Origin of the sequence: Arthrobacter cupressi, from assembly GCF_900099975.1 — a bacterium.
Classification (GTDB): Bacteria; Actinomycetota; Actinomycetes; order Actinomycetales; family Micrococcaceae; genus Arthrobacter; species Arthrobacter cupressi.
Genome location: NZ_FNEI01000012.1, coordinates 65694 through 89671 on the forward strand (window position 1 = coordinate 65694; position 23978 = coordinate 89671).

The window sequence follows — 23978 nt, forward strand, 5'->3', positions numbered from 1 at the left end:
GAAGCTAGGGGTGTGAACGAACTCCTCCCCATTATTGTGTCCATAGCCGCTGCCCTCGTGGTCATCGGCGGGCTGATTCCGGTGTTCCTGAAGGCGCGGAAGTCCGCCGGCAAGTACCCCGGAACGCGTGACGCCAACGATCCGGCAACCCCGGCCGCCGGCGGGACCCTGGTGGATGAGCGGGACGCTGTTGCCGACGAACGCAAGGCACCGGCCGGCGTCGTCGAATCCGCCGAGGCACCCGAAGTGGACCTCACGGAAGAGCCCGCAGGCCTCGAAACCGTGCAGGTGGAAACCCCCGCCCCGGTGGAGGGCCGGCTCCAGCGGCTCCGCGCCCGCCTCGTCAAATCCAACACCATCTTCGGCAAGGGCCTGCTCGCCCTGCTCGCCAGCGACAAGATCGACGAGAACGTCTGGGACGAGGTGGAGGAAACCCTGCTGCTGGCCGACCTCGGCACCGAACCCACGACGGAACTGGTGGACGCCCTCCGTGAACGCGTGAAGGTGCTGGGCAGCCGCAGCCCCGAGGACGTGAAGGCGCTGCTGCGGGAGGAACTCATCAAGCTCGTGGATCCCTCCATGGACCGCAGCCTGAAGGTGGAGCGCAAGAACGGCCACCCCGCCGTCGTGATCGTGGTGGGCGTCAACGGTGTCGGCAAGACCACCACGGTGGGCAAGCTGGCCCGCGTGCTGGTCGCCGAGGACAAGGACGTCATCCTGGGTGCGGCCGACACCTTCCGTGCCGCAGCCGCCGAGCAGCTGGCCACGTGGGGCCAGCGCGTGGGCGTGCCCACCGTGAAGTCCGACATCGATGGCGCTGACCCCGCCTCCGTCGCCTTCGAGTCCGTGAAGGCCGGGATCGAACAGGAAGTCGACGTGGTCATGGTCGACACCGCGGGCCGCCTGCAGAACAAGGTGGGCCTCATGGACGAACTCGGCAAGGTCAAGCGCGTCATCGAAAAGCTCGCCGAGGTGGACGAGGTCCTGCTGGTCCTGGACGCCACCACGGGCCAGAACGGCCTGAACCAGGCGAAGGTCTTCTCCGAGGTGGTCAACATCACCGGCATCGTCCTCACCAAGCTGGACGGCACCGCCAAGGGCGGCATCGTCGTCGCGATCCAGAAGGCGCTCGGTGTGCCGGTGAAGCTCGTGGGCCTGGGCGAAGGCCCCGACGACCTCGCACCCTTCGAAGCCGACACGTTTGTGGACGCGCTTCTCAACTAGGCGCATCAAACAGGACGCAGAAGCCCGGCGGCCAGCAGGATCATCCTGCGGGCCGCCGGGCTTCTGTATGCCGGGAGCCGGCTGTGTCAGTACGTAAAGTGCAGGACTGTGACGGTCCCGGAGGTCAGCGGGAATTTCTGCACATTGGACCCGGGGACGAAGTTCATGACCATGGGCCGCTGGCTGTTGGCCACCGGAAGGGCCTTCTTCCCGTCGATCACCGTGGCGCCCGTGGCGGTGTAGCCGGGACCGGCCATCTGCGTCATGGTTCCGGCCGTGGGCTTGCCGGGCAGGCTGAGCGTGACCGTGGCCTGGCCGTCCTTCTGCGGGTCGTTCTTGTTGGCGATGTAGACGCTGGTGCTGCCGTCCGCGTGCTTCACCGCATAGGCGTAGCTCAGCCCGCCGCCGGACTGCTCAAGCTTCAGGAACTTTCCGGTGCCCAGGTCCGAGACCATGGCCAGGCCGAAGTAGCTCGGGTTTTCCTGGATGGCACCGTCGGGCTGCAGGTACTTGCCGCCGGAGCAGATGGGGGACAGGGGCGGTCCGCCGACGCAGGTGATCAGGGAGCTGTGGAAGCCCAGCCGCTTGATGCCCTGCTGGAGCCCGTTGAGGGCGAATTCGCTGTACCACAGGGCCGAGGCGTGGTTCTTGGTGGTCGGGTTGGTCCCCGGGCAGGCCGACGGACCGGTCTCCGTGAGCCAGGTCGGCAGGCCGGCGGCGGTCGCGGGCTGCATCGCCCTGCGGTCGTAGTCCCGCACCCGCGGATGCATGTAGTCGCTCATCAGGTTCGCCATCGTGGGCTCGTCTCCGGGCTCGCTGCCGGAGCAGCTGGACAGCGGGTAGTAGTGGAATGACACGATGCGCTGCTGCGGCAGGGTCGTCCTGGCGAAGGCCTTCCACCAGGCTTCCGAGTACGTCCCGGGCCCGATGATGGGCACGCCGGGCGCGGCCTTGTTGATCGCCTCCGCGTAGGTCTTGAGCTCGTTGAGGTAGTCCTCGATGCCCCAGCTTCCGGGGCGAAGCCCGTTGTTCGGGTAGCCGTTCGGTTCGTTGCCGACCGTGAGGCCCACCAAGCGCTTGCCGAAGATCCGGGCCGCGTGCTTGCTCATGTCCGCCGCCCGGGCCGGATCGTAGTGGCCAAGGTCGACGGTGAGGTTGACGGTGCCGTCGACCGCGTCGGCGAGGGTTTTGACGCGTTCGAGGTCCGCCGGCGTCACGGTGCGGGCGGGGTGCGCCTTGTCGCCCTGGCGGTCGCCCGGCATGGGTTCCCCGGAGGAGGTCCAGAAGAAGCGCCGGTCCACGGCGTTGCCGCCGAAACGCAGGAGCGGCTTGCCGAGCCCCTTGAGGGTGGCCACGAGATCGGCGTTGGCCGAACTGAGGGCCGGATCGGCGAGGTCCGTGGCTTCGAGGGACAGGCCGACGGCACCCGGGTCGATGGAGGTTCCCTGCTCGGCGGACGAGACGTTGACCGCCATCGGGGCGACTGCCCGCGTGGCCGAGGCCTGCGGGCCGGGCTGGTTGTAGTACTTGGTTCCGGGCTGTTTGGTGAACGCGGGCGCAGGGCTCGGTACTGCGGCGGGTTCGCCCGGGGGAGAGGGCTGCTGGGCGTTCAATGCGAAGGGCACGGCCACCGCTGCGCCGGCAACCAGGACGCCCACGGCCGCCAGGGAAACCACCTTGCGCCTGCCTGCCCGTTTGCGTCGCGGTCGTCGGTCGGGACCGGCGGGATGTCCGCCGCCTGGCAGGTGGTCATGGGTGGCCACGGTGAAGTACCTCCGGGAACGGGTGGGATTGGTTCTTCAGCCAGCCTAAACGATGCGGTGTGGAAGCTTCGTCCGCGCGAAGACGCCTGCCGTTGCGCGCCCCCCGGGGGTTACGCGCTGCGGCGGCCGGGCAGGGTCTCCGGTGCTGTCAGCCACCAGGCGGCGGCGAGCAGCACCAGGCCCCCGGTGGCAGCGAACGCCCAACCATAACCGAAGGCATCGGCGAGCACGCCTGCCAGGACCGGGCCAACGATCGCGCCGGCGTCGGCTGCCATCTGGAAGGTGGCCAGCACCTTCCCGCCGGAGCGCCCCTGTCCGAGGATGTCGCCGACGGCGGCCTGCTGGGCCGGGCCGAGCACCCCGGACCCGAATCCGGCAACGGCCGAGACCAGCAGGAAAGCGGGCAGGTTATCCGTCAGCCCGATGGCCGCCGTCGCGAGGCCCGTCACGGCCAGGCCCGTAGTGATCAGCGGCTTGCGCCCGATGCGGTCCGCGAGGCGGCCGGAGAAACTGAGGGCCACGGCGTTGCCGCCGGCGAAGACCGCAAGGGCCCAGCCGGCGGATGCCGTGCCGGCGGCGAGGACGGCGACGGCGAACAACGGCACCGTGGCCATGCGCACCCCGAACACCGCCCAGCCGTTGCTGAAACCGGAGAAGAGGGACGCGCGGTACGCGGGGTCGGCCAAGGCCTCCCGCAACGGCATGGCCGGGGCAGCGGAACCGCCCGCAGCGCCAACGGAGGGCCCGGCTGCGAGCTGGAACCTCACCAGCAGGGCGGCCAGGACCAGCGCCGCGGCATACGCCAGGAAGGGCACCCGCAGCCCGAAACCGGCCAGGAGGCCACCCACCACCGGGCCGAGCACGCTGCCGAGCAGGAATGCCGAAGAATAGGCACCGGACACCCGGCCGCGGCTCTCGGGCGGTGCGAGCCTGATCAGCAGACCCATGGCAGCGACGGTGAACATCACCGAGCCGGCGCCGCCGAGCCCGCGGAACACAAGCAGCTGCCAGTAGTCCTGCGCGAAGGCACAGGCCGCCGTCGAGACCGCCACGATCAGGAGCCCGGACACGTAGACCGTGCGCTCGCCGAGCCGGCCGATCAGGGCGCCGCCGGCCGGGGCGAAGGCCAGGCGCATGAAAGCGAAGATGCTCACGATTACCGCCGCCGCGGTGGCGCCGACGTCGAAGGTGGTGGCGAACTGCGGCAGGACGGGAGCCACCAGGCCGAAGCCGAGGGCGATCAGGAATGCAGCGAGCAGCATCACCTTGATGTCGCGCGGCAGGGCCGGGCGCCGGAGCGGGCGGGAGGAGCCTGTGACGGGCTCCCGGGTTGTTTCACGCATGCGGCGGCTGACCTCAAAGTTGGCGGGTGGTTCGGTGCGGTGCTTCCAAAGGTAACAAAGCGCCGCGGATGTTGATTCCTTCCGCCGAGTGTGATCCACGAAACATCGCTGTAACGCGGGGGATATCCACCATTTACGTTTGGCAGGTTCTTGTAACAGGCGCGCAATCTAAAACCCGCGCGGGCGAAACACTGCGATCCGAGACTCTTATGTAGAACGCAAATGGCGTTGGTACAGGCGGCTCTGGCCGCATAAGCAGAGAGGACGCAGACCATGGAATTTACCGCCGGTCTCGTTTGGCTCCTGGTCGCAGCGGCACTCGTGCTGTTCATGACCCCGGGCCTGGCATTCTTCTACGGCGGCATGACCCGTGCCAAAGCCGCCCTGAACATGATGATGATGAGCTTCATCGCCATCGGCACCGTGGCTATTACCTGGGTCCTGTGGGGCGCCTCCATGGCCACCGCGAACGAAGAAAACTTCTTCCAGATCTTCGCCAACCCCTTCAGCCACTTCGGCCTGCACAACTTCACCGAACCGGCCGACCTGCTGAAGACCGGTTACGCCGCGACCTTCGCCATCATCACCGTGGCACTGATCTCCGGCGCCATTGCCGACCGTGCCAAGTTCTCCGCATGGACCCTCTTTACCCCCATCTGGGCCACCCTGGTCTACGCGCCCATGGCCTTCATGGTCTGGGGCGGCGGCCTGTTCTCCGCTGACGGCTGGTTCGGCCAGACCTTCGCCCCGGTGATCGACTTCGCCGGCGGCACCGTGGTCCACATCAACGCCGGTGTGGCCGGCCTGATCCTCGTGCTGATCATCGGCAACCGCAAGGGCTTCGGCAAGGACCCGAACCACCGCCCGCACAACGTGCCGCTGATCATGCTCGGCGCCGCCATCCTGTGGTTCGGCTGGTTCGGCTTCAACGCCGGTGCCGCCGCAACCGTTGAACAGGGCGGCCTGATCTGGATCAACACCCTTGTCGCACCCGCCGCCGCCATGCTCGGCTGGCTCGTGGTGGAGCGCATCCGCGACGGCCACCCGACCTCGCTCGGTGCAGCCTCCGGTGTGGTTGCCGGCCTCGTCGCCATCACCCCGGCCTGTGCGAACGTCTCCCCGCTGGGCGCCATCGCCCTCGGCGTGGTAGCCGGTGTGGCCTCCGCGCTCGCCGTCGGCCTGAAGTTCAAGCTCGGCTACGATGACTCGCTCGACGTCGTGGGCGTCCACCTGGTCTCCGGCCTCGTCGGTACCGTGGCCATCGGCTTCCTCGCCACCCCCACCCAGGGCGCGGCCGGCCTCTTCTACGGAGGCGGTGCCACGCAGCTTGTGGCACAGTCGCTCGCGGCCCTGATGTCGATCGCCTTCACCGCGGTCATGACCTTCGTCATCGCCTACCCGATCCACAAGATCATGGGCTTCCGCATCTCCGAGCACCAGGAAATCGCCGGCGCAGACGTCAGCCTGCACGCCGAAACCGCCTACGAGTTCGGCGTCACCGGACACGGCGGCAGCTTCCAGCCCCTGCACGATCTGATCACCGGCAAGAAGACGGCCCCTGCCGAGGCCATCGAAGCCACCGAAGCCACCACTGCAAGCAAGGAGAGTGTCCAGGCATGAAGCTCATCACCGCGATTGTCCGTCCGGAAAAGCTTGAGGCTGTCCGTGAAGGCCTTGAGGCCTACGGCGTCCAGGGACTGACGGTCAGCGCGGCCAGCGGATACGGCCGCCAGCGCGGCTACACCGAGGTGTACCGGGGTGCCGAGTACAACGTGGACCTTCTTCCGAAGATCCGCATCGAAGTACTGGCCACGGACGAGCAGGCGGACGACATCCTCGATGTCCTGATCGCCTCGTCCAACACCGGGCGCGCCGGTGACGGCAAGGTCTGGACCGTGGACGTCCACGAGGCAGTCCGAGTCCGCACCGGAGAACGCGGCGCAGCCGCCATCTAGTTAGGCCAGCGCAGCCGCCAGCTGAGCGATCAGCGGGCCATCCGCCGGAGGCATAGGACGGGCCGGGTACCAGAAGGTACCCGGCCCGTCCGTTTGCGTCCTCAGCTGCCGTATCCGCTGTGTCAGCCTCCGACGGCGGTGGGCCAGTCCGCGGGGCCGGTGCTGCCGGCGTCGTACTTCTCAAGCGGAACGGAATCCCGGGCCCACGCGGCGAGTACGGGTTCGACGATCCGCCAGCACTGTTCCGCGGTGTCACCGCGCACCGAGAGCAGTGGATCGCCGCTGATCACCCCTTCGAGGACTTCGCCGTAGGGGAGCAGTTCGGAGGCGTTGAGTTCGGCCAGGAGCGTGGCGCGGTCCAGGCTGAAGATGTCGCCTGGACCGTTGACGTCGACGTCCAGTTTCAGCGTGTCGGGGCCGAAGCCGATGCGCAGTTGGTTGGGGGCGTCCACCCCCTGGAAGCCGTCCGGCAGGTGCGGCACGGGGCGGAAGGTGACCACGGCTTCCTTGCGCTTCACGCCCAGGGCCTTGCCCGAGCGCAGGATGAACGGAACGCCCTTCCAACGCCAGGTGTCGATGCCCACCTGCACCTCGGCGAGGGTTTCGGTGTTGCGGGAGGGATCCACGCCCTCTTCGGCGGTGTAGTCGGGGACCTCGCGTCCGCCGATGCTGCCGGCGCCGTAGCGGGCCCGCCGGGTCGACTTTTTGTACGGCGCGGTGATGCTGCTGGCCCGCAGCACCGTGGAGATCGCGTCCCGCAGGTCGCGCTCGCCGATGGTGGCGGGGGCGTCAATGGCCAGCAACGCCATGATGTGCAGCAGGTGGCTCTGGATCATGTCGCGCAGGGCTCCGGCGCCGTCGTAGTAGCGGGCCCGGCCTTCCAGCGCGAGGTCTTCGTCGAAGATGATCTCCACTTTTTCGATGTGCTCGCGGTTCCACACCGGCTCCAGGAAACGGTTAGCGAAGCGCAGGCCCAGGATGTTCAGCACCGTGGCCTTGCCCAGGAAGTGGTCCACCCTGTGGATGTGGTCTTCCGGCACCAGGCCCGCCAGCGTCCGGTTCAGCTCCCGCGCTGACACGGTGCCTGAGCCGAAGGGCTTTTCCAGGACGAGGCGGGTGCCCGGCGGAAGCTGCGCCGGATCCAGGATTTCGCAGGCCTTCTGGCTGACGTGAGGGGGAAGCGCGAAGTACACGGCCACGGGCGCTTCCAGCCCGCCGATCAGTCCGGCCAAGGCCCCCTCCGCCGTAACGTCGAGGCCGTGGTAGCTGGTGTCCTTTTCCATCGCGGCGAGGGCGGCCTTGCCCCGGGCGTCGGCGGACGTCGCTGCGGCACTGAAGGAGTCATGGACGCGCTTGGCCCACTGCGCGGCAGTCCAGTCGTCGGAGCCGGCACCCACGAGTTTCAGGTCCCCGGCCCGTGTGGCTGCGACCAGCCGCGCCAGGCCCGGCAGCAGCAGCCGTCCCGTGAGGTCTCCCGAAGCGCCAAGGATGAGCAGTGTTTTCACGGTGTTTTCGCTGGTCACTGTGCCAGCATGCCATCCTGGAGGTGCAACTTGGTACCCTAGATAGTCGAGTCCCGCAGCCGGGTTGAATCAGTGTTGTCCGGGACAATGATCGGCAATGATGCAGGCGTGCCGCTTCGGCCGCCATCCGTAGACCATTGAAAGAAGTGCACGGCGCGTGTTCAATTCACTCTCTGACCGGTTGACAGCAACCTTCAAGAATCTCCGTGGCAAGGGCCGCCTCTCCGAGGCCGACGTCGATGCCACAGTCCGGGAGATCCGCCGCGCCCTCCTGGATGCGGATGTTGCCGTTCCCGTGGTCCGTGAATTCGCCGGACGCATCCGCGAACGTGCCCTGGGCGCCGAGGTTTCGGCCGCACTGAATCCGAGCCAGCAGATCGTCAAGATCGTCAATGAGGAACTCGTGGAGATCCTCGGCGGCGAGACCCGCCGCATCCGGCTGGCGAAGACCGGGCCCACCATCATCATGCTCGCCGGCCTCCAGGGCGCCGGCAAGACCACCCTCGCCGGCAAGCTTGCCAAGTGGATGAAGGCCCAGGGCCACAGCCCCATCCTCGTCGCCGCCGACCTCCAGCGCCCCAACGCCGTGACCCAGTTGCAGGTGGTGGGCGGCCGCGCCGGTGTTCCGGTGTTCGCTCCCCACCCCGGCACCACCTCCGACCTCGAGACCCCCACCGGTGACCCGGTCGCCGTCGCGAAGTCCGGCGTCGAGGAAGCCCGCCAGAAACTGCACGACGTCGTGATCGTGGACACCGCCGGCCGCCTTGGCGTCGACGCCGAGATGATGGACCAGGCGCGCCGCATCCGGCAGGCGATTATCCCCAACGAAGTGCTGTTCGTCATCGACTCGATGATCGGCCAGGACGCCGTCAACACCGCGCTCGCCTTTGACGAGGGCGTCAACTTCACCGGCATCGTGCTGTCCAAGCTCGACGGCGACGCCCGGGGCGGTGCCGCGCTTTCGGTCTCGTCCGTGACCGGCAAGCCCGTCATGTTCGCCTCCACCGGTGAAAACCTGGACGACTTCGAACTGTTCCACCCGGACCGCATGGCCTCGCGCATCCTGGACATGGGCGACGTCCTGTCGCTCATCGAGCAGGCGGAGAAGAACTGGGACAAGGACGAAGCCGCCCGGATGGCGAAGAAGTTCGCCGACCAGGAAGACTTCACCCTGGACGACTTCCTGGCCCAGATGCAGCAGATCCGCAAGATGGGCTCCATGAAGAAGATGCTCATGATGATGCCGGGTGCGCAGAACATCCGCCAGCAGCTTGAGCAGTTCGACGAGCGCGAGATCGACCGCGTCGAGGCCATCGTGCGTTCCATGACCCCGCACGAGCGCGTGGCCCCGAAGATTATCAACGGCTCCCGCCGTGCACGCATCGCCCGCGGTTCCGGCGTGCACGTCTCCGAGGTCAATGGCCTGCTGGAGCGTTTCGCCCAGGCGCAGAAAATGATGAAGAAGCTGGCCCAGGGTGGCGGCATGCCGGGGATGCCCGGAATGCCCGGCATGGGCGGCGGCGCACGCAAGGGTGCGAAGAACGCGCCCAAGAAGAAGGCACGTTCGGGCAACCCGGCCAAGGCAGCCCAGCAACTGCGTGAGGCCGAGGCCAAGCGCAACGCCGCATCCTCCGCGGCCAGCGGTGCCGCCTTCGGCCAGGGGGCTGCCGATTTCGATCCCTCGCAGCTGAACCTGCCCAAGGGCTTCGACAAGTTCCTCGGCAAGTAGGCCCCTGCCCAACTGCGACCTGCTTGGATTGTCAGGGCCATGGAATACGGTGAAACCATGGAAAAGCAACGTGTTGTCTTCGTCCACGGCGGCGGCTCATTCGGAGCCGCTGCCTGGCCGAAGCAGCACGGCTTCGCGCTGGACTATGATGCCCTCTTCCTCCGCCGCCATGGCTTTGACCCCGTGGCCGAACCGGAGGAAGCAGATCTGGCCGCCGATGTCGCGATCATCCTGGGCGCCCTGGAAAGCGGTGGAGGGCCCGGCGGGCATTTGGTGGCGCATTCCCAGGGGGCCATCCCGGCGATGCTGGCCGCTGTCACCCGTCCGGAGCTGGTGCGCTCCCTCGTGCTGGTGGAACCGGCCTGCCTGTCCCTGACTGCGGAGCTTCCCGCCACCATGGCCTACCGGGCGCTCATGGAGCCTCTGTTTGAGGCCAGACACGCGATGGGCGACGCGGAATACTTGGAGGAGTTCCAGCGCCGCACGGCCTCGGCGGCCGCCGGTCCGCCGTCGAACGAAGACCCCCAGCGCGCCGCGCGGCGGCTGAGGCTGCAGGCCCCGCCCTGGGAAGCGCCTCTGCATATCGTTCCGGGCGTCCCCACCCTGGTGCTCACCGGCGGCTGGGAACCCCTCTACGAAGAGATCGCCGGCTACCTGCGCGAAACCGGTGCCCTCCACCGCACCGCGGCAGGAGGACACCGGCCCCATGATTCGCCCGAAGGAGCCCGGATCATCCGGTCCTTCATCGCCCAATCCGGCCGGCCGCAGCCGGCGCGCGGAACGTCAGCCGCGGCTTCCTGAGGTTTCCGGAACGGTCAACTCGGGAAGGTAGACCTTTCCGCCCGCCGCCAGGAACTCCTCGCTCTTCTCACGCATGCCGGCGTACATTTCCGCGATCGCGGCCTGGGAATCGGCCGAGCCGTACTCGTTGCGGATGTCCTGGCTGATGCGCATGGAGCAGAACTTCGGCCCGCACATGGAGCAGAAGTGCGCCGTCTTCGCCGGCTCGGCGGGCAGCGTTTCGTCGTGGAAGGATTCTGCGGTGACCGGGTCCAGGGACAGTGCGAACTGGTCGCGCCAGCGGAACTCGAAGCGTGCCTTGGACAGCGCGTCGTCGCGTTCGTTGGCGCCCGGGTGACCCTTGGCCAGGTCAGCGGCGTGCGCGGCGATCTTGTAGGTGATCACGCCGGTCTTGACGTCGTCCTTGTTCGGCAGGCCGAGGTGTTCTTTCGGGGTCACGTAGCAAAGCATCGCAGTGCCGTAGCGGGCGATTTCCGTGGCACCGATGGCCGAGGTGATGTGGTCGTAGCCGGGTGCGACGTCGGTGACCAGCGGGCCGAGGGTGTAGAACGGTGCGCCCTTGCAGAGTTCCTGCTGGCGCTCCACATTCTCGCGGACCAGGTGGAACGGAATGTGGCCGGGCCCTTCGACCATTACCTGCACGCCGTACTCCCAGGCGCGCTGGGTCAGCTCGGCCAGGGTGTCCAGTTCGGCGAACTGGGCGGCGTCGTTGGCGTCGGCCGTCGCGCCGGGACGCAGACCGTCGCCGAGGGAGAACGCGACGTCGTACTTGGCGAAGATTTCGCACAGTTCGTCGAAGTGGGTGTAGAGGAAGTTTTCCTCGTGGTGCGCCAGGCACCAGCCGGCCATGATGGACCCGCCGCGCGACACGATGCCCGTCACCCGGTTGGCGGTGAGCGGGACGTAGCGCAGCAGCACGCCGGCGTGGATTGTCATGTAGTCCACGCCCTGCTCGCACTGTTCGATCACGGTGTCGCGGAAGATCTCCCAGGTCAGCTTGTTGGCCTCGCCGTTGACTTTCTCCAGCGCCTGGTAGATCGGTACGGTGCCGATCGGTACGGGGGAGTTGCGGATGATCCACTCGCGGGTGGTGTGGATGTCATCACCGGTGGAGAGGTCCATGACGGTGTCCGCGCCCCATTGCGTGGCCCACTGCAGCTTGTCGACCTCTTCGGCGATGGAGCTGGTGACGGCGGAGTTGCCGATGTTGGCGTTGATCTTCACCAGGAAGGCCTTGCCGATGATCATCGGTTCGGACTCGGGGTGGTTGATGTTGTTCGGAATGATCGCCCGGCCGGCAGCCACTTCGCTGCGGACCAGTTCCACATCGCAGTTCTCGCGCAGCGCCACAAAGCGCATTTCAGGGGTGATGATGCCCTGCTTCGCATAGTGCATCTGGGTCACCGTTTTGCCTTCGACGGCGCGGCGCGGCACCGGCCGGGCGCCCTTCCACTCGGCGGAGGCGGCGCCGCGGCGCAGGGCCGACTTGCCGTCGTCGAGCAGGTTCCGTTCCCTGCCGCTGTAGGTTTCGGTGTCGCCGCGCTCTTCGATCCATGCCGCACGGAACGGTTCCAGCCCCACCACCGGATCGCTGCCAGGCCCCGCGGTGCGGTAGACCCGAAGCGGGGCGTTGGCCTCACCGTTGGGGGAGGGTTCCAGCGCGATCTCCGTGACGGGCACGCGGATGCCGGCGCCGTCCTCGATGTACGCGAGGGAATGCGACTTCAGGGACTGGGTCACGTCGGCGGAGCCGTTTTGGGCAGGGCTCTGCTGTGCATTTGAGGTACTCAAAGGATTACTCACTTCCTTCGCCGGCATTACCCGGACAGGTTCAACGGTCGCAGGCTGCGCCAGCCTGATCTCAGCCCATGCATGGGCCCCCGTGTGGTCGTAGACGAAGCTACCACAGCCCGCGGCCGGCACCCCAGTCATCGCCGAACATGTCCCGCGTAGGCTTTTTCCATGCAGAACATCATCGAATTCAGCGGCACCGTGCTGTGCGGTCCTTCGGACGAACGCCGCAGGCTGTGGTCGGTGGACGGCCGCCTCACGTTTGTCCGGCCGGAGCGGACGCCGGACGTGGTCCTGGACGGCTGGGTGCTTCCCGGGTTCGTTGATGCGCACTGCCACATCGGCCTGGGTCCCGGTGGCGCCGTGGACGAGGACACTGCCCGGGCGCAGGCCTCCGCGGACCGCGACGCCGGGACACTGCTGGTGCGCGACGCGGGCGTCCCGGCCGATACCCGCTGGCTGCAGGGCAGCCCGGACCTGCCCCGGATCGTCCGTTCCGGTCGGCATATCGCCCGCAGCCGGCGCTACCTTCCCGGCCTTGCGGTGGAAGTCGAGCCGGAGCAGCTCGTGGAAGAGGCCCGGAAGCAGGCCCGGGCCGGCGACGGCTGGGTGAAACTGGTGGGGGACTGGATCGACCGCTCCGCGGGCGACCTCGGGCCCTCGTTTCCCGCCGCGGTGGTCAAGGACGCCGTCGCCGCTGCCCACGACGAAGGGGCGCGCGTCACCACCCATTGCTTCGCCGAGGACACCATCGATGACATGCTCGACGCCGGCATCGACTGCATCGAGCACGCCACCGGCCTGCTGCCCCGGCACATCCCGCGGCTGGTGGAGCAGGACGTGCCGATTGTCCCCACCCTGGTCAACATCGCCACCTTCCCGCACATCGCCGCGCGGGCCGAAGCAAAGTTCCCCCGCTACGCTGCGCACATGCTCGCGCTGTGGGAGCGCCGCTACGAACGGATCGGCGAAGCGCACGACGCCGGTGTCCGGGTTTTCGCGGGGACCGACGCCGGAAGTGTCATCAAGCACGGCCGCATCGCCGAAGAGATCCTCGAACTGCACCGTGCCGGGCTCCCCGCGGCCGCGGCCCTCGACGCCGCCTGCTGGAGCGCCCGCTCGTGGCTGGGAGGCGAGGGGATCAGCGAAGGCGCCCCGGCCGACGTCGTGCTCTGCGCTGAGGATCCGCGCCGGACGCTTGGCAGCGTCGCCCGGCTGAAGCACGTGGTGCTTGACGGCAAAGTTGTCAGGTAGCTCTTGGAATAAATTGAAGCTTCAAGTAATTTATTAAGAGTAGAAGCGCCGATCGGCGGCGCCGAACACTTTCCCGGGAGTTTCAATGACCGCAGCATCCAACCAGGACCTGCTTCCTGCCGAACTGACCATGGGCACCGTCATGCTCAAGGTCGGCGACATGAAGCTGATGAGCGACTATTACCAGAACGCCCTGGGACTGGACGTCGTGGCCGAGCAGGACGGCGGCCTGTACTACGGGCGCCTCGGAAAGCCCCTGGTGCACCTTGCCCCGGGCGGCGGCCTGCAGATTCCCGGACGCGGCGAGGCCGGCCTCTTCCACACCGCCCTGCTGTTCCAAGACCGTGCCGCGCTCGCGGCCACCATTGCGACCGCCGCGCAGTACGAGCCGCGCGCCTTCGTAGGAAGTGCGGACCACCTGGTCAGCGAGGCCTTCTACTTCACCGACCCCGAGGGCAACGGCATCGAGCTCTATTACGACAAGCCCCGCGAAGGCTGGGAATGGAACGGCAGCTCCGTTGTCATGGACAGCCTTCCGCTGCCGCCGCAGCGCTACCTCCAGGAACACCTGAGCGAGGAAGCGGTGAGCGGCCAGCGCGCGGCAGGTGCCGGCGTCGGGCATGTCCACCTGCAGGTGGGCGACGTGCAGACCGCGCAGGACTTCTACGTCGACACCCTCGGCTTCGAGCGGACCGCCGGGTGGCACGGCCAGGCCTTGTTCGTCTCCGCCGGAGGCTACCACCACCACATGGCCATGAATGTCTGGAACAGCCGCGGCGCCGGGCCGCGCCGCGACACGCTGGGGCTGGGCGAAGTGGTGATCGAGGTGCCGTCCGGTGACGACGTCGGCGCGCTCGCCGACCGCCTCAGGGTCGCCGGAATCGGATCCCACCACACCGGCCGGGAACTGCGCTTCGAAGACCCGTGGCGCAACCGGCTCCGGGTGGCCGTCCGTTAAGCTGTGCCGTCCGTTAGGCTGATCGGGACGGCGCGATTCCCGGACCACCCGGGCCGCCGCCACCCTTGCGTTGGAACGGATGAATGAGAGTGGTTTCCATGGGTTTTGCCGAGATTTTTGTTGCCACCCACGATGAAGCCCTCAAGCGGGCCGCAGCCTTGGAAAGCGGAAGCGATGTGGCCGGCTCGGCCGTGCGCATCCCGGGCATCAGTGATTTCGAAGTCGAGCAGTTGGGGGACCTCGCCGGCGCCGCAGTGCACGCGGCCGGTGCGGACTATGAGCTCGCCCTGGTCGACGTCACCAGCGACGCGCTGCTGGGCGTGCCCGAGGCCATGGTCCGGGCGCTCTCCGAACTGCTCAGCTACGAAAGCGAGGGCGACGGCAACGTCCTGGACGACGTCGCCGAGGGCTGGGCGGCGCAGGAAGACATGCCGTTCGGCGTGGCGGAATCCCGGGGCTACGTCCAGCAGTTGGCATCCCTGGCAGCCGAGGTCGAAAAGTCCGACCGGGCCGGCCTCTACGTCTGGTCCGTCTGACTCTTTGCGTCCCGGCCTTGCGTCCACGGCACCCGGGCCCGCGGAAGCGTGACACTCCGGCGGCCCGGTTCGAATTACCGTCCGCCATCTGGCACAATGGACAGGTACTCGATCCGTGCGGCCCCTCTCTCCGTGCGCGCATCCTGTCCTTCGAACCCCCAAGTATGGCCCGCCCCACGGGTGCAGAACGGCGGGTTCACCCTCGTTTCAGAAACAGGAGTGACCACAAAAGTGGCCGTTAAGATTCGCCTCAAGCGCTTCGGTAAGATGCGCGCACCGTACTACCGCATCGTCGTCATGGACTCCCGCGCTAAGCGCGATGGCCGTGCGATCGAAGAAATCGGCAAGTACCACCCCACCGAGGAGCCCTCGTACATCGAGGTCGCTTCCGAGCGTGCCCAGTACTGGCTGTCCGTCGGCGCACAGCCGACCGAGCAGGTTGCCGCGATCCTGAAGATCACCGGTGACTGGCAGAAGTTCAAGGGCCTCCCGGGCCAGGAAGGCACCCTGAAGACGAAGGCTCCGAAGGAAGCTTTCGTTGCTCCGGAAAAGGGTTCCGTGATCATCCCCGAAGCCATCACCAAGAAGGCCAAGAAGGAAGAGGCCGCCGAGGAAGCAGCAGCTCCCGAAGCAGAAGCCACCGAGGCCGAGTAAATTGCTGGCCGAAGCGCTCGAACACCTGGTCCGCGGCATTGTCGACAGCCCTGAGGATGTCAAGGTCAGTGCCAGGAACAACCGCCGCGGTGAATCGCTCGAGGTCCGCGTCCACCAGGACGACCTCGGACGTGTCATCGGCCGCCAGGGACGCACCGCCCGCGCACTGCGCACGGTGATCGCAGCCTTGGCCGGTGGCGAGCAGGTCCGGGTCGACGTCGTCGACACCGACCGCCGCCGGTAACGCGCTCAGCAATAGCTGGACTTTGGATCCGGTCCCGCCACCAGATAATGGTGGAGGGGCCGGATTCCTTTTTTCGCCCCATTGGATTTTCCGGCCGCCACCGGCGCGGCACGGCACAGCGTAGGAAAACAGAGGAAACATGCAGCTTCAGGTGGCCAGAATCGGCAAGCCCCACGGGATCCGCGGCGAGGTGACGGTCCAGGTGCTCACCGACGCGCCCGAGGCCCGCTTCGTTCCCGGCACCGAATTCCTGGTGGAGCCGGCCAGGCTTGGCCCGCTGACCGTGAGCAGCGCCCGCTGGAACAAGGACATCCTGCTGCTGGGCTTCGAGCAGGTGGCCGACCGCAACCGTGCGGAGGAAATCCGGGGCGCCAAGTTGTTCGTCGAAACCGAAGAGCTCCAGGATGACGGCGAGGAAGGCTGGTACGAGCACGAGCTTGTGGGCCTCGAAGCCCGTGTGGGCAGCCAGGTGGTCGGCAAAGTCACCGCGCTGAACACCATGCCCGCCCAGGACCTCCTGGTCATCGAAGGCGCGGACGGCAAGGAAATCCTGGTGCCTTTCGTCGAAGAAATCGTGCCGGAGGTCAATCCCGACGGCGGCTACGTGCTCCTGGTCCCGCCGCCCGGGCTGTTCGAACTCAACAGCGACGAACCCAAGTCCGACGAGCCCAAGTCCGACGATGGCGGCGCCGGGCGTGACGGCGACGGGGCCCGCGCGTGAGAATCGACGTCGTCAGCATCTTCCCTGATTACCTGGCCCCGCTGGACCTTTCCCTGATCGGCAAGGCCCGGCAGGACGGCCTCCTGGAACTCAACGTCCACGATCTCCGCAGCTTCACCACGGACAAGCACCGCACCGTCGATGACACGCCGTACGGCGGCGGGGCCGGCATGGTAATGAAGGCTGAGCCCTGGGCGCAGGCACTGGAATCCGTGGCGGCAGCGGCCCCCGGCGAACGCCGCCCGGTGCTGGTGGTCCCGTCGCCGGCAGGGGAGCGCTTTACGCAGGCTACGGCCTACGAACTCGCTGAGGAAGATCAGCTTGTTTTTGCCTGTGGACGCTACGAAGGCATTGATGAACGCGTCATCGAATGGGCGGCAGAGCATTTCACCGTCCGCCCGATGAGCCTGGGCGACTACGTCCTCAATGGCGGGGAAGTGGCGGTGCTGGCCATGGTGGAAGCCATTGGCAGGCTGCTGCCGGGTGTGGTCGGCAATCCCGAATCCCTCGTGGAGGAATCCCACTCCGACGGCCTCCTCGAGTACCCCGTGTACACCAAGCCCTCCAGTTGGCGTGACCGCGAGGTCCCGGACATCCTGCTCAGCGGCAACCACGGCAAGATCGCCCGCTGGCGCCGCCACGAGCAGTTCCGGCGCACCGCCGAACGCCGCCCGGACCTCCTGGACGCGTTCGACGCCGGCAGCCTGGACCGTGCCGACCGCGCGGCTTTCGCCGAACTCGGGTACGACGTCGTCGACGGCCGGCTGAGCCGCCGCGGAGGCGATAGCTCCGGCAGCGACGCCGGAGCCTGATCCCGCAGGAGCCGCGCGCATCCCGGTGCCCCCGGGAATTGGCCCAGTGCCCGGTGGTATGGCAAAATTAATCTTTGTGTCTGCTGGGTCCGCACCTGCCACAGGGGGAGCGCAACCAACAGCGGGACACGCGGCACCGCCGATCAGTGGTGGAGCCGCTCTTTTGAACTTCGGCGGCAATTTCCGGACAATCGGGCCTGGCCGCCGTGACCCAAAGTGGATGACCTGTGGCGTCCACCAGGAGTGGATCAATGCATATCCTCGATAGCGTAGATGCAGCTTCGCTGCGCAACGATGTTCCCGAGTTCCGCGCCGGTGACACCCTCAAGGTGCACGTGAACATCATCGAAGGCAAGAACTCCCGTGTCCAGGTCTTCCAGGGCTTCGTCCTGGGCCGCCAGGGTGACGGCGTGCGCGAAACCTTCACGGTCCGCAAGGTTTCCTTCGGTGTCGGCGTCGAGCGTACCTTCCCGGTGCACTCCCCGATCATCGAAAAGATCGAGGTCGTCACCAAGGGTGACGTCCGCCGCGCCAAGCTCTACTACATGCGCGCACTGCGCGGTAAGGCTGCGAAGATCAAGGAAAAGCGCGACTTCACCGCCGCAAAGTAAGTCTTCCGACTTCACGCAGCGGGTCCTGTGATCGTCCCGGCCGCGCAATCCGCAACGCAACAGGGATACGACTCATGGACCGCACAGAACGCCAGCCCCGGAAACTGGGCTGGCGTTTTGTTTTGCTCGGAGTGGTCCTCGCCGTGGCCATCAGCGGCTTGGTCCGCTCCCTCTGGATCGACGTCTACTTCATCCCCTCCGAATCGATGGAACCCCTCCTCGGCAGCGGGGACCGGATCCTCGTCTCGCGCACGGACTTCGTTGCCGAACCGATCCGGCGCGGCGACGTCGTCGTCTTCGACGGGCGTGGAACATTCGCGCCGCTCAGCAGCGGCAAGGGTCCGCTGGCAGACGCTGCGGCCGCCGTCGGACACTGGCTCGGCCTGACCGGCAACGACACCACCTACGTCAAACGGGTCATCGGTGTTCCGGGCGACCATGTCCGCTGCTGCGGGACGGACGGCAGGCTCACAGTCAACGGTCAGGCAATTGAGGAATCCTACGTCTATCCGGGCGATGTCCCCAGCACGCAGAAGTTCGACGTCGTGGTCCCCGAGGGCCGGCTCTGGCTCATGGGTGACCACCGCTCGCGCTCCGCGGATTCCCGCAGCCTGCTGGGAGCACCCGGCGGCGGACTGGTCCCTGTGGAACGGGTGATCGGCAGACCCGTCCGGATCATCTGGCCACTTGATAGATTGGCAGAACTGCCACGGCCCGCACCGGCCGCAACAACTTCGAAGAACGGATAGTAGATGCCGGAGAACCCCGAACAGGACGCCGCGACGCCGGACGAGGACGGCAAGAAGGGCAATCCGTTCCTGCTCTGGCTCAAGGAGATCGGCACGGTTATCGGGATCGCCGTCGTCCTGTCCTTCCTCATCAAGACCTTCCTGTTCAAGGCGTTCTTCATTCCGTCCGAGTCCATGGTGGCCACCTTGGAAAAGGACGACCGGATCTTCGTGAACCTCCTGGTGCCGGAACCCTTCGCGCTCCAGCGCGGCGACATCGTGGTGTTCAAGGACACCCAGGGCTGGCTCCCGGCCACGCAGCCGGAAACCCCGGGACCCTTCACCTGGCTGCAGGACAGCCTGGCCTTCGTGGGCCTGCTGCCGGATGAGACCGAACAGCATCTCGTCAAGCGCGTCATCGGGCTGCCCGGCGACCACGTGGTCTGTTGCGACTCGCAGGCCCGTGTCAGCGTGAACGGCACAGTCCTGGACGAGGACTACCTCAACCCGGCCGAAACGCCGATTGCGCAGCCCTTTGATGTGGTGGTCCCGGCTGGGAAAATCTGGGTTATGGGTGACAACCGGAACAACTCGGCGGACTCCCGCGAACACCGTGAAGTCAACGGCGGTTTCATCAACCTTCCCGACGTCGAAGGCAAGGCCGCGGTGATCGCGTGGCCCGTGGGCCGCTGGCAGGTCCTTGACAACCATGCCGAAGTCTTCCGGAGCGTGCCGGCGCCGTCCCCTGAAGACACCAATTCCAGCACGGCGCCAACAGGCAAATGAGCACCCCGGCAACACACAGCACGGCCGGCAAGCCGGCGGGCGGCCGCAAAGGCGCGGTGTCGAAGGGCGCGGCGTCGAAGGGCGCGGCAGCCAAGGCCGCTGCGCCCAAGGCGTCCACGGCCCCGACGCTGGACTTTGAACGGAGCTTCCTGGCGCCGGGTGTGCGGCTGCTCGCCGGCGTCGACGAAGTGGGCCGCGGCGCCTTTGCCGGTCCCGTCTCGGTGGGGATCGCCGTCGTCGACCTCCAGGACCAGAACCTGCTCGACGGAGTCCGCGACTCCAAGCTGCTTAAGGCCGAGGACCGCGAACGGCTCGAACCCCTGGTGCGGAGCTGGGCTGTCGCCGCCGCGGTGGGGCACGCCAGTGCCGCCGAAATCGACTCGCTGGGCATCATCGCGGCTCTGAGGCTCGCCGGCAACAGGGCCTGGGCCGAACTCCTGGCCGCCGGCACGCGCCCCGATGTGGTCCTGCTGGACGGCAGCCACGACTGGCTTTCACTGCCGGCGCAGGCCTCCCTTTTCGACACCGAAGCCCTGCCCGAACCCGGCGTGACGGTGTGTGACGCGCCGGTGCACACCCGGGTCAAGGCGGACATGTCCTGCCTCAGCGTCGCCGCCGCCAGCGTCCTCGCCAAGGTGGCACGGGACCGCATGATGCTTGACCTGCACCTGGAGTACCCGGGCTTCGCCTGGAACGAAAACAAGGGCTACGGCACCTCCGCCCACCGCGAAGCGCTGCGCGCCGCTGGGCCGAGCAGCTACCACCGGAGCAGCTGGAACCTTCTCTAGGCAGGCGGGGTGGCCGCGCGCGGGGACGCCGCTGGCTGTCTGCACCCCTGCGATGGTGCAAGATGGATCTATGAGTGCCGAAGATCTTGAGAACTACGAAACCGACATGGAGCTCCAGCTCTACCGCGAGTACCGCGATGTGGTCGGATTGTTCAGCTACGTTGTCGAGACCGAGCGGCGCTTCTACCTTGCCAACCACGTCGACCTGCAGGCCCGCAGCGCCGACGGTGAGGTCTACTTCGACCTTACCCTCCAGGACGCGTGGGTCTGGGATGTCTACCGCTCCGCCCGTTTCGTGAAGAACGTCCGCGTCATCACCTTCAAGGACGTCAATGTCGAGGAACTTCCGCGCAACGAGCTCTCCCTGCCCAAGGACGGCGAACTCGGAGATCTCGGCAACTAGCGCCGCGCGTCGGCCCGGCCAGTAGCCGGTCTGCTGCCGCCGGGCATCGGAGCTTCCGGGGTCCGGCTTCTCCTCCACAGCCGCTTTTGCGGCAGGTTTCCCACATAGCCCACCTTCGCGGTGTCCTAACCCTACGTCTGCCAGCACGCTGGAAGCGGAGGTGGACATGAAAGAGAAGGACATTCTCGGCAGGCAGGGAGAAACACTGGCCGCCGGGTACCTGGAGACCCTCGGGATGCGGATCATCGACCGCAACTGGCGGTGCCCCTCAGGTGAGATCGACATCGTCGCGCTGGACGGCGACACCCTGGTCATCGCGGAGGTCAAGACCCGCCGCAGCCTGGACTACGGGCATCCCTTCGAAGCCGTCGGAGCGGCGAAACTCGCACGCCTCCACCGGCTGGCCTCGTCCTGGTGCCGTGCCCACGAACTGCGGACAGCCGGACGGCGGGTGGACGTCGTGGCCGTGATCGACGACGGCGTCGGCTCACCCAGTCTGGAGCACCTGAAGGGCGTGGGCTGAGATGGGCGTCGCACGAAGCTACTGTGTCGCGCTGCTGGGCCTCAACGGCTACATTGTCGAAGTCGAGGCGGATATCGGCCAGACCCTGCCGAACTTCCTGATCCTGGGCCTGCCCGACGCCGCGCTCAACGAAGCCCGGGAACGCATCCGCTCCGCAGCACAGAATTCCGGCATTCCGCTGAGCCGGCGCAAGATCACGGCCAACCTCATTCCGGCGTCGCTTCCCAAACGCGGCTCGGGTTTCGACCTCGCCATCTGCATGGCGGTCCTGGGTGCCGCGGGGGATATCCGCTCCACGGAAAACACCGTCTTCATTGCCGAGCTCGGACTCGATGGCCGGCTGCGCCCGGTCCGCGGGATCCTGCCGGCGGTGATGGCGGCCGTGCATGCCGGGCACTGCGACATCGTGGTCGCCCAGGCCAATGCCGCCGAAGCCATGCTGGTGCCGGGCGCCCGTGTCCGTGGTTACAAGACGCTTGCCCGGCTCGCCTTCGATTTCGGGGCGGATCCGCAGGATCTCGCCCTCGACTACGACCCCGGTGAGGAACAGGACCCGGACGGCGGCGGCGCGTTGCCGGCGGCTGTGCCCGACCTTTGTGACGTTTCGGGGCAGGGCGACGCGCGCCGGGCGCTCGAAGTCGCTGCTGCCGGCGCACACCACGTGCTGCTGTGCGGTCCTCCGGGCGCGGGCAAGACCATGCTCGCGGAGCGCCTGCCAGGACTCCTGCCGGACCTTGGGGACAAGGAATCCATGGAAGTCACGGCCATCCATTCGCTGTCCGCCGTGCACATTGAGAAGATCTCCCTGCTGCGCCGGCCGCCGTTTGAAAACCCGCACCACAGTGCCACCGCAGCGGCGATCATCGGGGGCGGTTCGGGCCTACCGCGCCCGGGCGCTGCGTCCAGGGCGCACCGGGGGGTGCTGTTCCTGGACGAGGCCCCCGAGTACGAGCGGCGCGTGCTGGACGCCCTCCGCCAGCCCCTGGAAAGCGGTGAGCTGGTGATCCACCGTTCCGCCGGAACCGCCGCCTATCCGGCCCGGTTCCAACTCGTCCTGGCGGCCAACCCCTGCCCGTGCGGAAAGGCCAGCGGCAAGGGCGTGGACTGCACCTGCACCGCGGTCATGCGGCGGCGCTACTTCGGCAGAATGTCGGGCCCGCTGCTCGACCGGGTCGACATCCAGCTCCAGGTCGAACGGGTGTCCCTGGCCGACTTCGGCCAGGCAGGCGGCGAGGAAGACTCCCGCACAGTGGCCCGGCGGGTGGCAGCAGCGCGGAACCGGCAGCGGGAACGGCTGGGAAACTACGGCTTGGAGACCAACTCCCAGGTCCCGGGGCGGCTGCTGCGGGGCGTGCTGAAGCTTCCGCCAGCCACCACACGCATCCTGGACAGCTCACTCGAACGGGGAGTCCTGACCGCCCGGGGCTACGACCGCGTCCTGCGCTTGGCCTGGACCCTGGCCGACCTCGGGCACCGGGAGCAGCCCGGCCTTGACGACATCGGGCAGGCCCTCGGCCTGCGGCAGGCGGTGGCAGCCGCATGAAAGGAACATCCATGATGAGCAACGCCCCGTCCGGTCCCGCCCGCGCCGGCCACATCGCGCCGGACGACGAGCGGATCGCCCGTGCCGCGCTCTCCCGGCTCATGGAGCCGCAGGACACCGCAGGGCTGGCTCTCGTGCGGCTCACGGGGGCCGTGGACGCCCTGCGGATCGCCACCGGGCAGCTCGCCGCCGGCCCGTCCCTCGAACAGGAAATGACCGCGTTGCTCCTTGACGGCGGCAGCGGGTCCTGGCCGGGCCTCCCCGCGTCCCTGAAGCGCTGGATGCCCCGGGTCCCGGACCTCGCGCCGGAACGCGACCTTGCCACGCTCCAGCGGCTGGGAGGCCGGATCATCATTCCGGGCGATGCGCTGTGGCCTGTCCAGTTGGCGGACCTTGGACTCCAGGAACCGCTCTGCCTGTGGTGGCGCGGGCACGAACTGGAATTCCCTCCGCTGCGCCGCACCGTTGCGCTGGTTGGTTCCCGCGACAGCACCGGCTACGGTGGTGCCGTCGCCGGGGAATTCGCCTACGGGCTGGGCCAGCGCGGGTACACCGTGGTTTCCGGCGGCGCCTACGGCATCGACGCCCACGCGCACCGCGGCGCGCTGGCGGGCGGCAGCAGCGACGTTCCCACCATCGCCGTCATGGCCGGCGGCGTGGACCGCTACTACCCGTCGGGAAACGAGGAACTCCTGCGTGCAGTTGCCAACCAAGGAGCCGTCATCGCCGAGGTGCCTCCCGGTTCGGCCCCCACCCGGTACCGCTTCCTTCAAAGGAACAGGCTCATCGCGGCATTCGCCGCAGTCACCGTTGTAGTCGAGGCCCGCTGGCGTTCCGGCGCCCTCAACACCGCGCATCACGCGGAAGCCATCGGCCGCATGGTGGCCGCAGTGCCTGGTTCAATCCACAGCGCCAACTCGGCAGGATGCCACCGGCTCCTGCGCGAGGGCGGCGCCGTGTGCGTCACCGACGTCGGTGAAATCGCCGAACTTGCCGGCGGAAGCGGCGAGGAGCTGGTGGGGGAGAAGGAAGCATCCGGATCCGAGCACGACGGATTGACCCTGGAAGACCTGGTGCTCCTGGATGCCTTGCCGCTGCGGACCATCACCTCCGTGGAGAAACTTGGCGTGGTGGCGGGCCTGGGCCCGGAAGCCGTCCGGGCAGGGCTCGGCCGGCTGGGCCTGCTTGGCCTGGCCGTTTCCGAGCGCGGAGGCTGGAAACGGGCCAGGAAAAACGCATGAACGGCTCGACGTGGCGGTCCCGCCATGCTCCCGCCCGGGCTGGCAGA

Annotated in this window: 24 protein-coding genes and 1 riboswitch; of the genes, 20 read left to right on the forward strand and 4 right to left on the reverse strand. The window is 67.5% G+C overall.

Annotated features, from left to right (window positions below):
* The first annotated feature begins 12 nt into the window (after window positions 1-12).
* Entirely contained in the window at window positions 13-1224 is a 1212-nt protein-coding gene (gene ftsY / locus BLP88_RS13930; protein WP_074590116.1) for a signal recognition particle-docking protein FtsY, read from the forward strand.
* Between the two features lie 86 nt (window positions 1225-1310).
* On the opposite strand, the gene BLP88_RS13935 is transcribed toward ftsY, so the two are convergent.
* Window positions 1311-2900, reverse strand: coding sequence for a glycoside hydrolase family 5 protein (locus BLP88_RS13935; RefSeq protein WP_245679874.1), 1590 nt, complete (start codon window positions 2898-2900; stop codon window positions 1311-1313).
* A 197-nt stretch (window positions 2901-3097) separates the two neighbouring features.
* Entirely contained in the window at window positions 3098-4330 is a 1233-nt protein-coding gene (locus tag BLP88_RS13940) for an MFS transporter (protein WP_074590118.1), read from the reverse strand.
* Between the two features lie 273 nt (window positions 4331-4603).
* Here BLP88_RS13940 and BLP88_RS13945 point away from each other — a divergent pair, with 273 nt between their 5' ends.
* Window positions 4604-5950: an ammonium transporter gene (locus BLP88_RS13945; RefSeq protein ID WP_074590120.1), complete on the forward strand. Its 1347-nt coding sequence runs from the start codon at window positions 4604-4606 to the stop codon at window positions 5948-5950.
* Window positions 5947-6285 carry a P-II family nitrogen regulator gene (locus BLP88_RS13950; RefSeq protein ID WP_070347556.1) on the forward strand — a complete coding sequence of 113 codons (339 nt, stop codon included), beginning with the start codon at window positions 5947-5949 and terminating at the stop codon, window positions 6283-6285. The genes BLP88_RS13945 and BLP88_RS13950 overlap by 4 nt, the downstream gene beginning before the upstream one ends.
* A 122-nt stretch (window positions 6286-6407) precedes the next feature.
* On the opposite strand, the gene BLP88_RS13955 is transcribed toward BLP88_RS13950, so the two are convergent.
* Window positions 6408-7808, reverse strand: coding sequence for a glucose-6-phosphate dehydrogenase (locus tag BLP88_RS13955; protein WP_074590122.1), 1401 nt, complete (start codon window positions 7806-7808; stop codon window positions 6408-6410).
* Between the two features lie 157 nt (window positions 7809-7965).
* Here BLP88_RS13955 and ffh point away from each other — a divergent pair, with 157 nt between their 5' ends.
* Entirely contained in the window at window positions 7966-9537 is a 1572-nt protein-coding gene (ffh, locus tag BLP88_RS13960; RefSeq protein WP_074590124.1) for a signal recognition particle protein, read from the forward strand.
* A gap of 57 nt (window positions 9538-9594) precedes the next feature.
* Window positions 9595-10338, forward strand: coding sequence for an alpha/beta fold hydrolase (locus BLP88_RS13965; RefSeq protein ID WP_074590220.1), 744 nt, complete (start codon window positions 9595-9597; stop codon window positions 10336-10338).
* Here BLP88_RS13965 and thiC read toward each other — a convergent pair.
* The gene (gene thiC, locus BLP88_RS13970) at window positions 10321-12129 is read right to left on the reverse strand and encodes a phosphomethylpyrimidine synthase ThiC (RefSeq protein WP_074590126.1); all 1809 of its coding nucleotides are present in this window, start codon (window positions 12127-12129) and stop codon (window positions 10321-10323) included. The genes BLP88_RS13965 and thiC overlap by 18 nt on opposite strands.
* Window positions 12125-12232, reverse strand: a riboswitch (TPP riboswitch). Its footprint overlaps the gene before it by 5 nt.
* A 68-nt stretch (window positions 12233-12300) precedes the next feature.
* Here thiC and BLP88_RS13975 point away from each other — a divergent pair.
* The 15 genes from BLP88_RS13975 to dprA all read left to right on the forward strand — a co-directional run bounded on the left by BLP88_RS13975 (window position 12301) and on the right by dprA (window position 23931).
* Window positions 12301-13383, forward strand: coding sequence for an amidohydrolase family protein (locus BLP88_RS13975; protein WP_074590128.1), 1083 nt, complete (start codon window positions 12301-12303; stop codon window positions 13381-13383).
* Window positions 13384-13468: 85 nt separating this feature from the next.
* Window positions 13469-14341: a VOC family protein gene (locus BLP88_RS13980; protein WP_074590130.1), complete on the forward strand. Its 873-nt coding sequence runs from the start codon at window positions 13469-13471 to the stop codon at window positions 14339-14341.
* A gap of 98 nt (window positions 14342-14439) precedes the next feature.
* Window positions 14440-14877: a hypothetical protein gene (locus BLP88_RS13985; RefSeq protein WP_175453570.1), complete on the forward strand. Its 438-nt coding sequence runs from the start codon at window positions 14440-14442 to the stop codon at window positions 14875-14877.
* A 231-nt stretch (window positions 14878-15108) separates the two neighbouring features.
* A complete protein-coding gene (gene rpsP / locus BLP88_RS13990; RefSeq protein WP_074590134.1) occupies window positions 15109-15531 on the forward strand; it encodes a 30S ribosomal protein S16 in 423 nt (140 codons plus the stop codon).
* Window position 15532: 1 nt separating this feature from the next.
* The gene (locus BLP88_RS13995) at window positions 15533-15775 is read left to right on the forward strand and encodes an RNA-binding protein (protein WP_070347547.1); all 243 of its coding nucleotides are present in this window, start codon (window positions 15533-15535) and stop codon (window positions 15773-15775) included.
* Window positions 15776-15914: 139 nt separating this feature from the next.
* Window positions 15915-16496 carry a ribosome maturation factor RimM gene (rimM, locus tag BLP88_RS14000; protein ID WP_074590136.1) on the forward strand — a complete coding sequence of 194 codons (582 nt, stop codon included), beginning with the start codon at window positions 15915-15917 and terminating at the stop codon, window positions 16494-16496.
* A complete protein-coding gene (gene trmD, locus BLP88_RS14005) occupies window positions 16493-17308 on the forward strand; it encodes a tRNA (guanosine(37)-N1)-methyltransferase TrmD (RefSeq protein ID WP_074590138.1) in 816 nt (271 codons plus the stop codon). The genes rimM and trmD overlap by 4 nt, the downstream gene beginning before the upstream one ends.
* 251 nt (window positions 17309-17559) lie before the next feature.
* A complete protein-coding gene (gene rplS, locus BLP88_RS14010) occupies window positions 17560-17919 on the forward strand; it encodes a 50S ribosomal protein L19 (protein WP_074590139.1) in 360 nt (119 codons plus the stop codon).
* A gap of 74 nt (window positions 17920-17993) precedes the next feature.
* Window positions 17994-18668 (forward strand): signal peptidase I, encoded by a 675-nt coding sequence (gene lepB / locus BLP88_RS14015; protein WP_074590141.1) that lies wholly within the window; start codon window positions 17994-17996, stop codon window positions 18666-18668.
* 3 nt (window positions 18669-18671) lie between these two features.
* The gene (gene lepB / locus BLP88_RS14020) at window positions 18672-19433 is read left to right on the forward strand and encodes a signal peptidase I (protein WP_084111233.1); all 762 of its coding nucleotides are present in this window, start codon (window positions 18672-18674) and stop codon (window positions 19431-19433) included.
* The gene (locus BLP88_RS14025) at window positions 19430-20221 is read left to right on the forward strand and encodes a ribonuclease HII (RefSeq protein WP_084111235.1); all 792 of its coding nucleotides are present in this window, start codon (window positions 19430-19432) and stop codon (window positions 20219-20221) included. The genes lepB (BLP88_RS14020) and BLP88_RS14025 overlap by 4 nt, the downstream gene beginning before the upstream one ends.
* A 70-nt stretch (window positions 20222-20291) precedes the next feature.
* A complete protein-coding gene (locus BLP88_RS14030; protein ID WP_074590143.1) occupies window positions 20292-20624 on the forward strand; it encodes a DUF2469 domain-containing protein in 333 nt (110 codons plus the stop codon).
* Window positions 20625-20790: 166 nt separating this feature from the next.
* Window positions 20791-21147 carry a YraN family protein gene (locus BLP88_RS14035; RefSeq protein ID WP_074590224.1) on the forward strand — a complete coding sequence of 119 codons (357 nt, stop codon included), beginning with the start codon at window positions 20791-20793 and terminating at the stop codon, window positions 21145-21147.
* Between the two features lies 1 nt (window position 21148).
* Window positions 21149-22690, forward strand: coding sequence for a YifB family Mg chelatase-like AAA ATPase (locus tag BLP88_RS14040; RefSeq protein ID WP_074590145.1), 1542 nt, complete (start codon window positions 21149-21151; stop codon window positions 22688-22690).
* Between the two features lie 11 nt (window positions 22691-22701).
* Entirely contained in the window at window positions 22702-23931 is a 1230-nt protein-coding gene (dprA, locus tag BLP88_RS14045) for a DNA-processing protein DprA (RefSeq protein WP_074590147.1), read from the forward strand.
* Window positions 23932-23978 lie beyond the last annotated feature (47 nt).

Coding starts and splice junctions, on each gene's coding strand:
- BLP88_RS13940 (WP_074590118.1), bottom strand. CDS start 4,330: ATGCGTGAAACAACCCGGGAGCCCGTCACAGGCTCCTCCCGCCCGCTC.
- BLP88_RS13945 (WP_074590120.1), top strand. CDS start 4,604: ATGGAATTTACCGCCGGTCTCGTTTGGCTCCTGGTCGCAGCGGCACTC.
- BLP88_RS13950 (WP_070347556.1), top strand. CDS start 5,947: ATGAAGCTCATCACCGCGATTGTCCGTCCGGAAAAGCTTGAGGCTGTC.
- BLP88_RS13965 (WP_074590220.1), top strand. CDS start 9,595: ATGGAAAAGCAACGTGTTGTCTTCGTCCACGGCGGCGGCTCATTCGGA.
- BLP88_RS13975 (WP_074590128.1), top strand. CDS start 12,301: ATGCAGAACATCATCGAATTCAGCGGCACCGTGCTGTGCGGTCCTTCG.
- BLP88_RS13980 (WP_074590130.1), top strand. CDS start 13,469: ATGACCGCAGCATCCAACCAGGACCTGCTTCCTGCCGAACTGACCATG.
- BLP88_RS13985 (WP_175453570.1), top strand. CDS start 14,440: ATGGGTTTTGCCGAGATTTTTGTTGCCACCCACGATGAAGCCCTCAAG.
- rimM (WP_074590136.1), top strand. CDS start 15,915: ATGCAGCTTCAGGTGGCCAGAATCGGCAAGCCCCACGGGATCCGCGGC.
- rplS (WP_074590139.1), top strand. CDS start 17,560: ATGCATATCCTCGATAGCGTAGATGCAGCTTCGCTGCGCAACGATGTT.
- lepB (WP_074590141.1), top strand. CDS start 17,994: ATGGACCGCACAGAACGCCAGCCCCGGAAACTGGGCTGGCGTTTTGTT.
- lepB (WP_084111233.1), top strand. CDS start 18,672: ATGCCGGAGAACCCCGAACAGGACGCCGCGACGCCGGACGAGGACGGC.
- BLP88_RS14025 (WP_084111235.1), top strand. CDS start 19,430: ATGAGCACCCCGGCAACACACAGCACGGCCGGCAAGCCGGCGGGCGGC.
- BLP88_RS14030 (WP_074590143.1), top strand. CDS start 20,292: ATGAGTGCCGAAGATCTTGAGAACTACGAAACCGACATGGAGCTCCAG.
- BLP88_RS14035 (WP_074590224.1), top strand. CDS start 20,791: ATGAAAGAGAAGGACATTCTCGGCAGGCAGGGAGAAACACTGGCCGCC.
- BLP88_RS14040 (WP_074590145.1), top strand. CDS start 21,149: ATGGGCGTCGCACGAAGCTACTGTGTCGCGCTGCTGGGCCTCAACGGC.
- dprA (WP_074590147.1), top strand. CDS start 22,702: ATGATGAGCAACGCCCCGTCCGGTCCCGCCCGCGCCGGCCACATCGCG.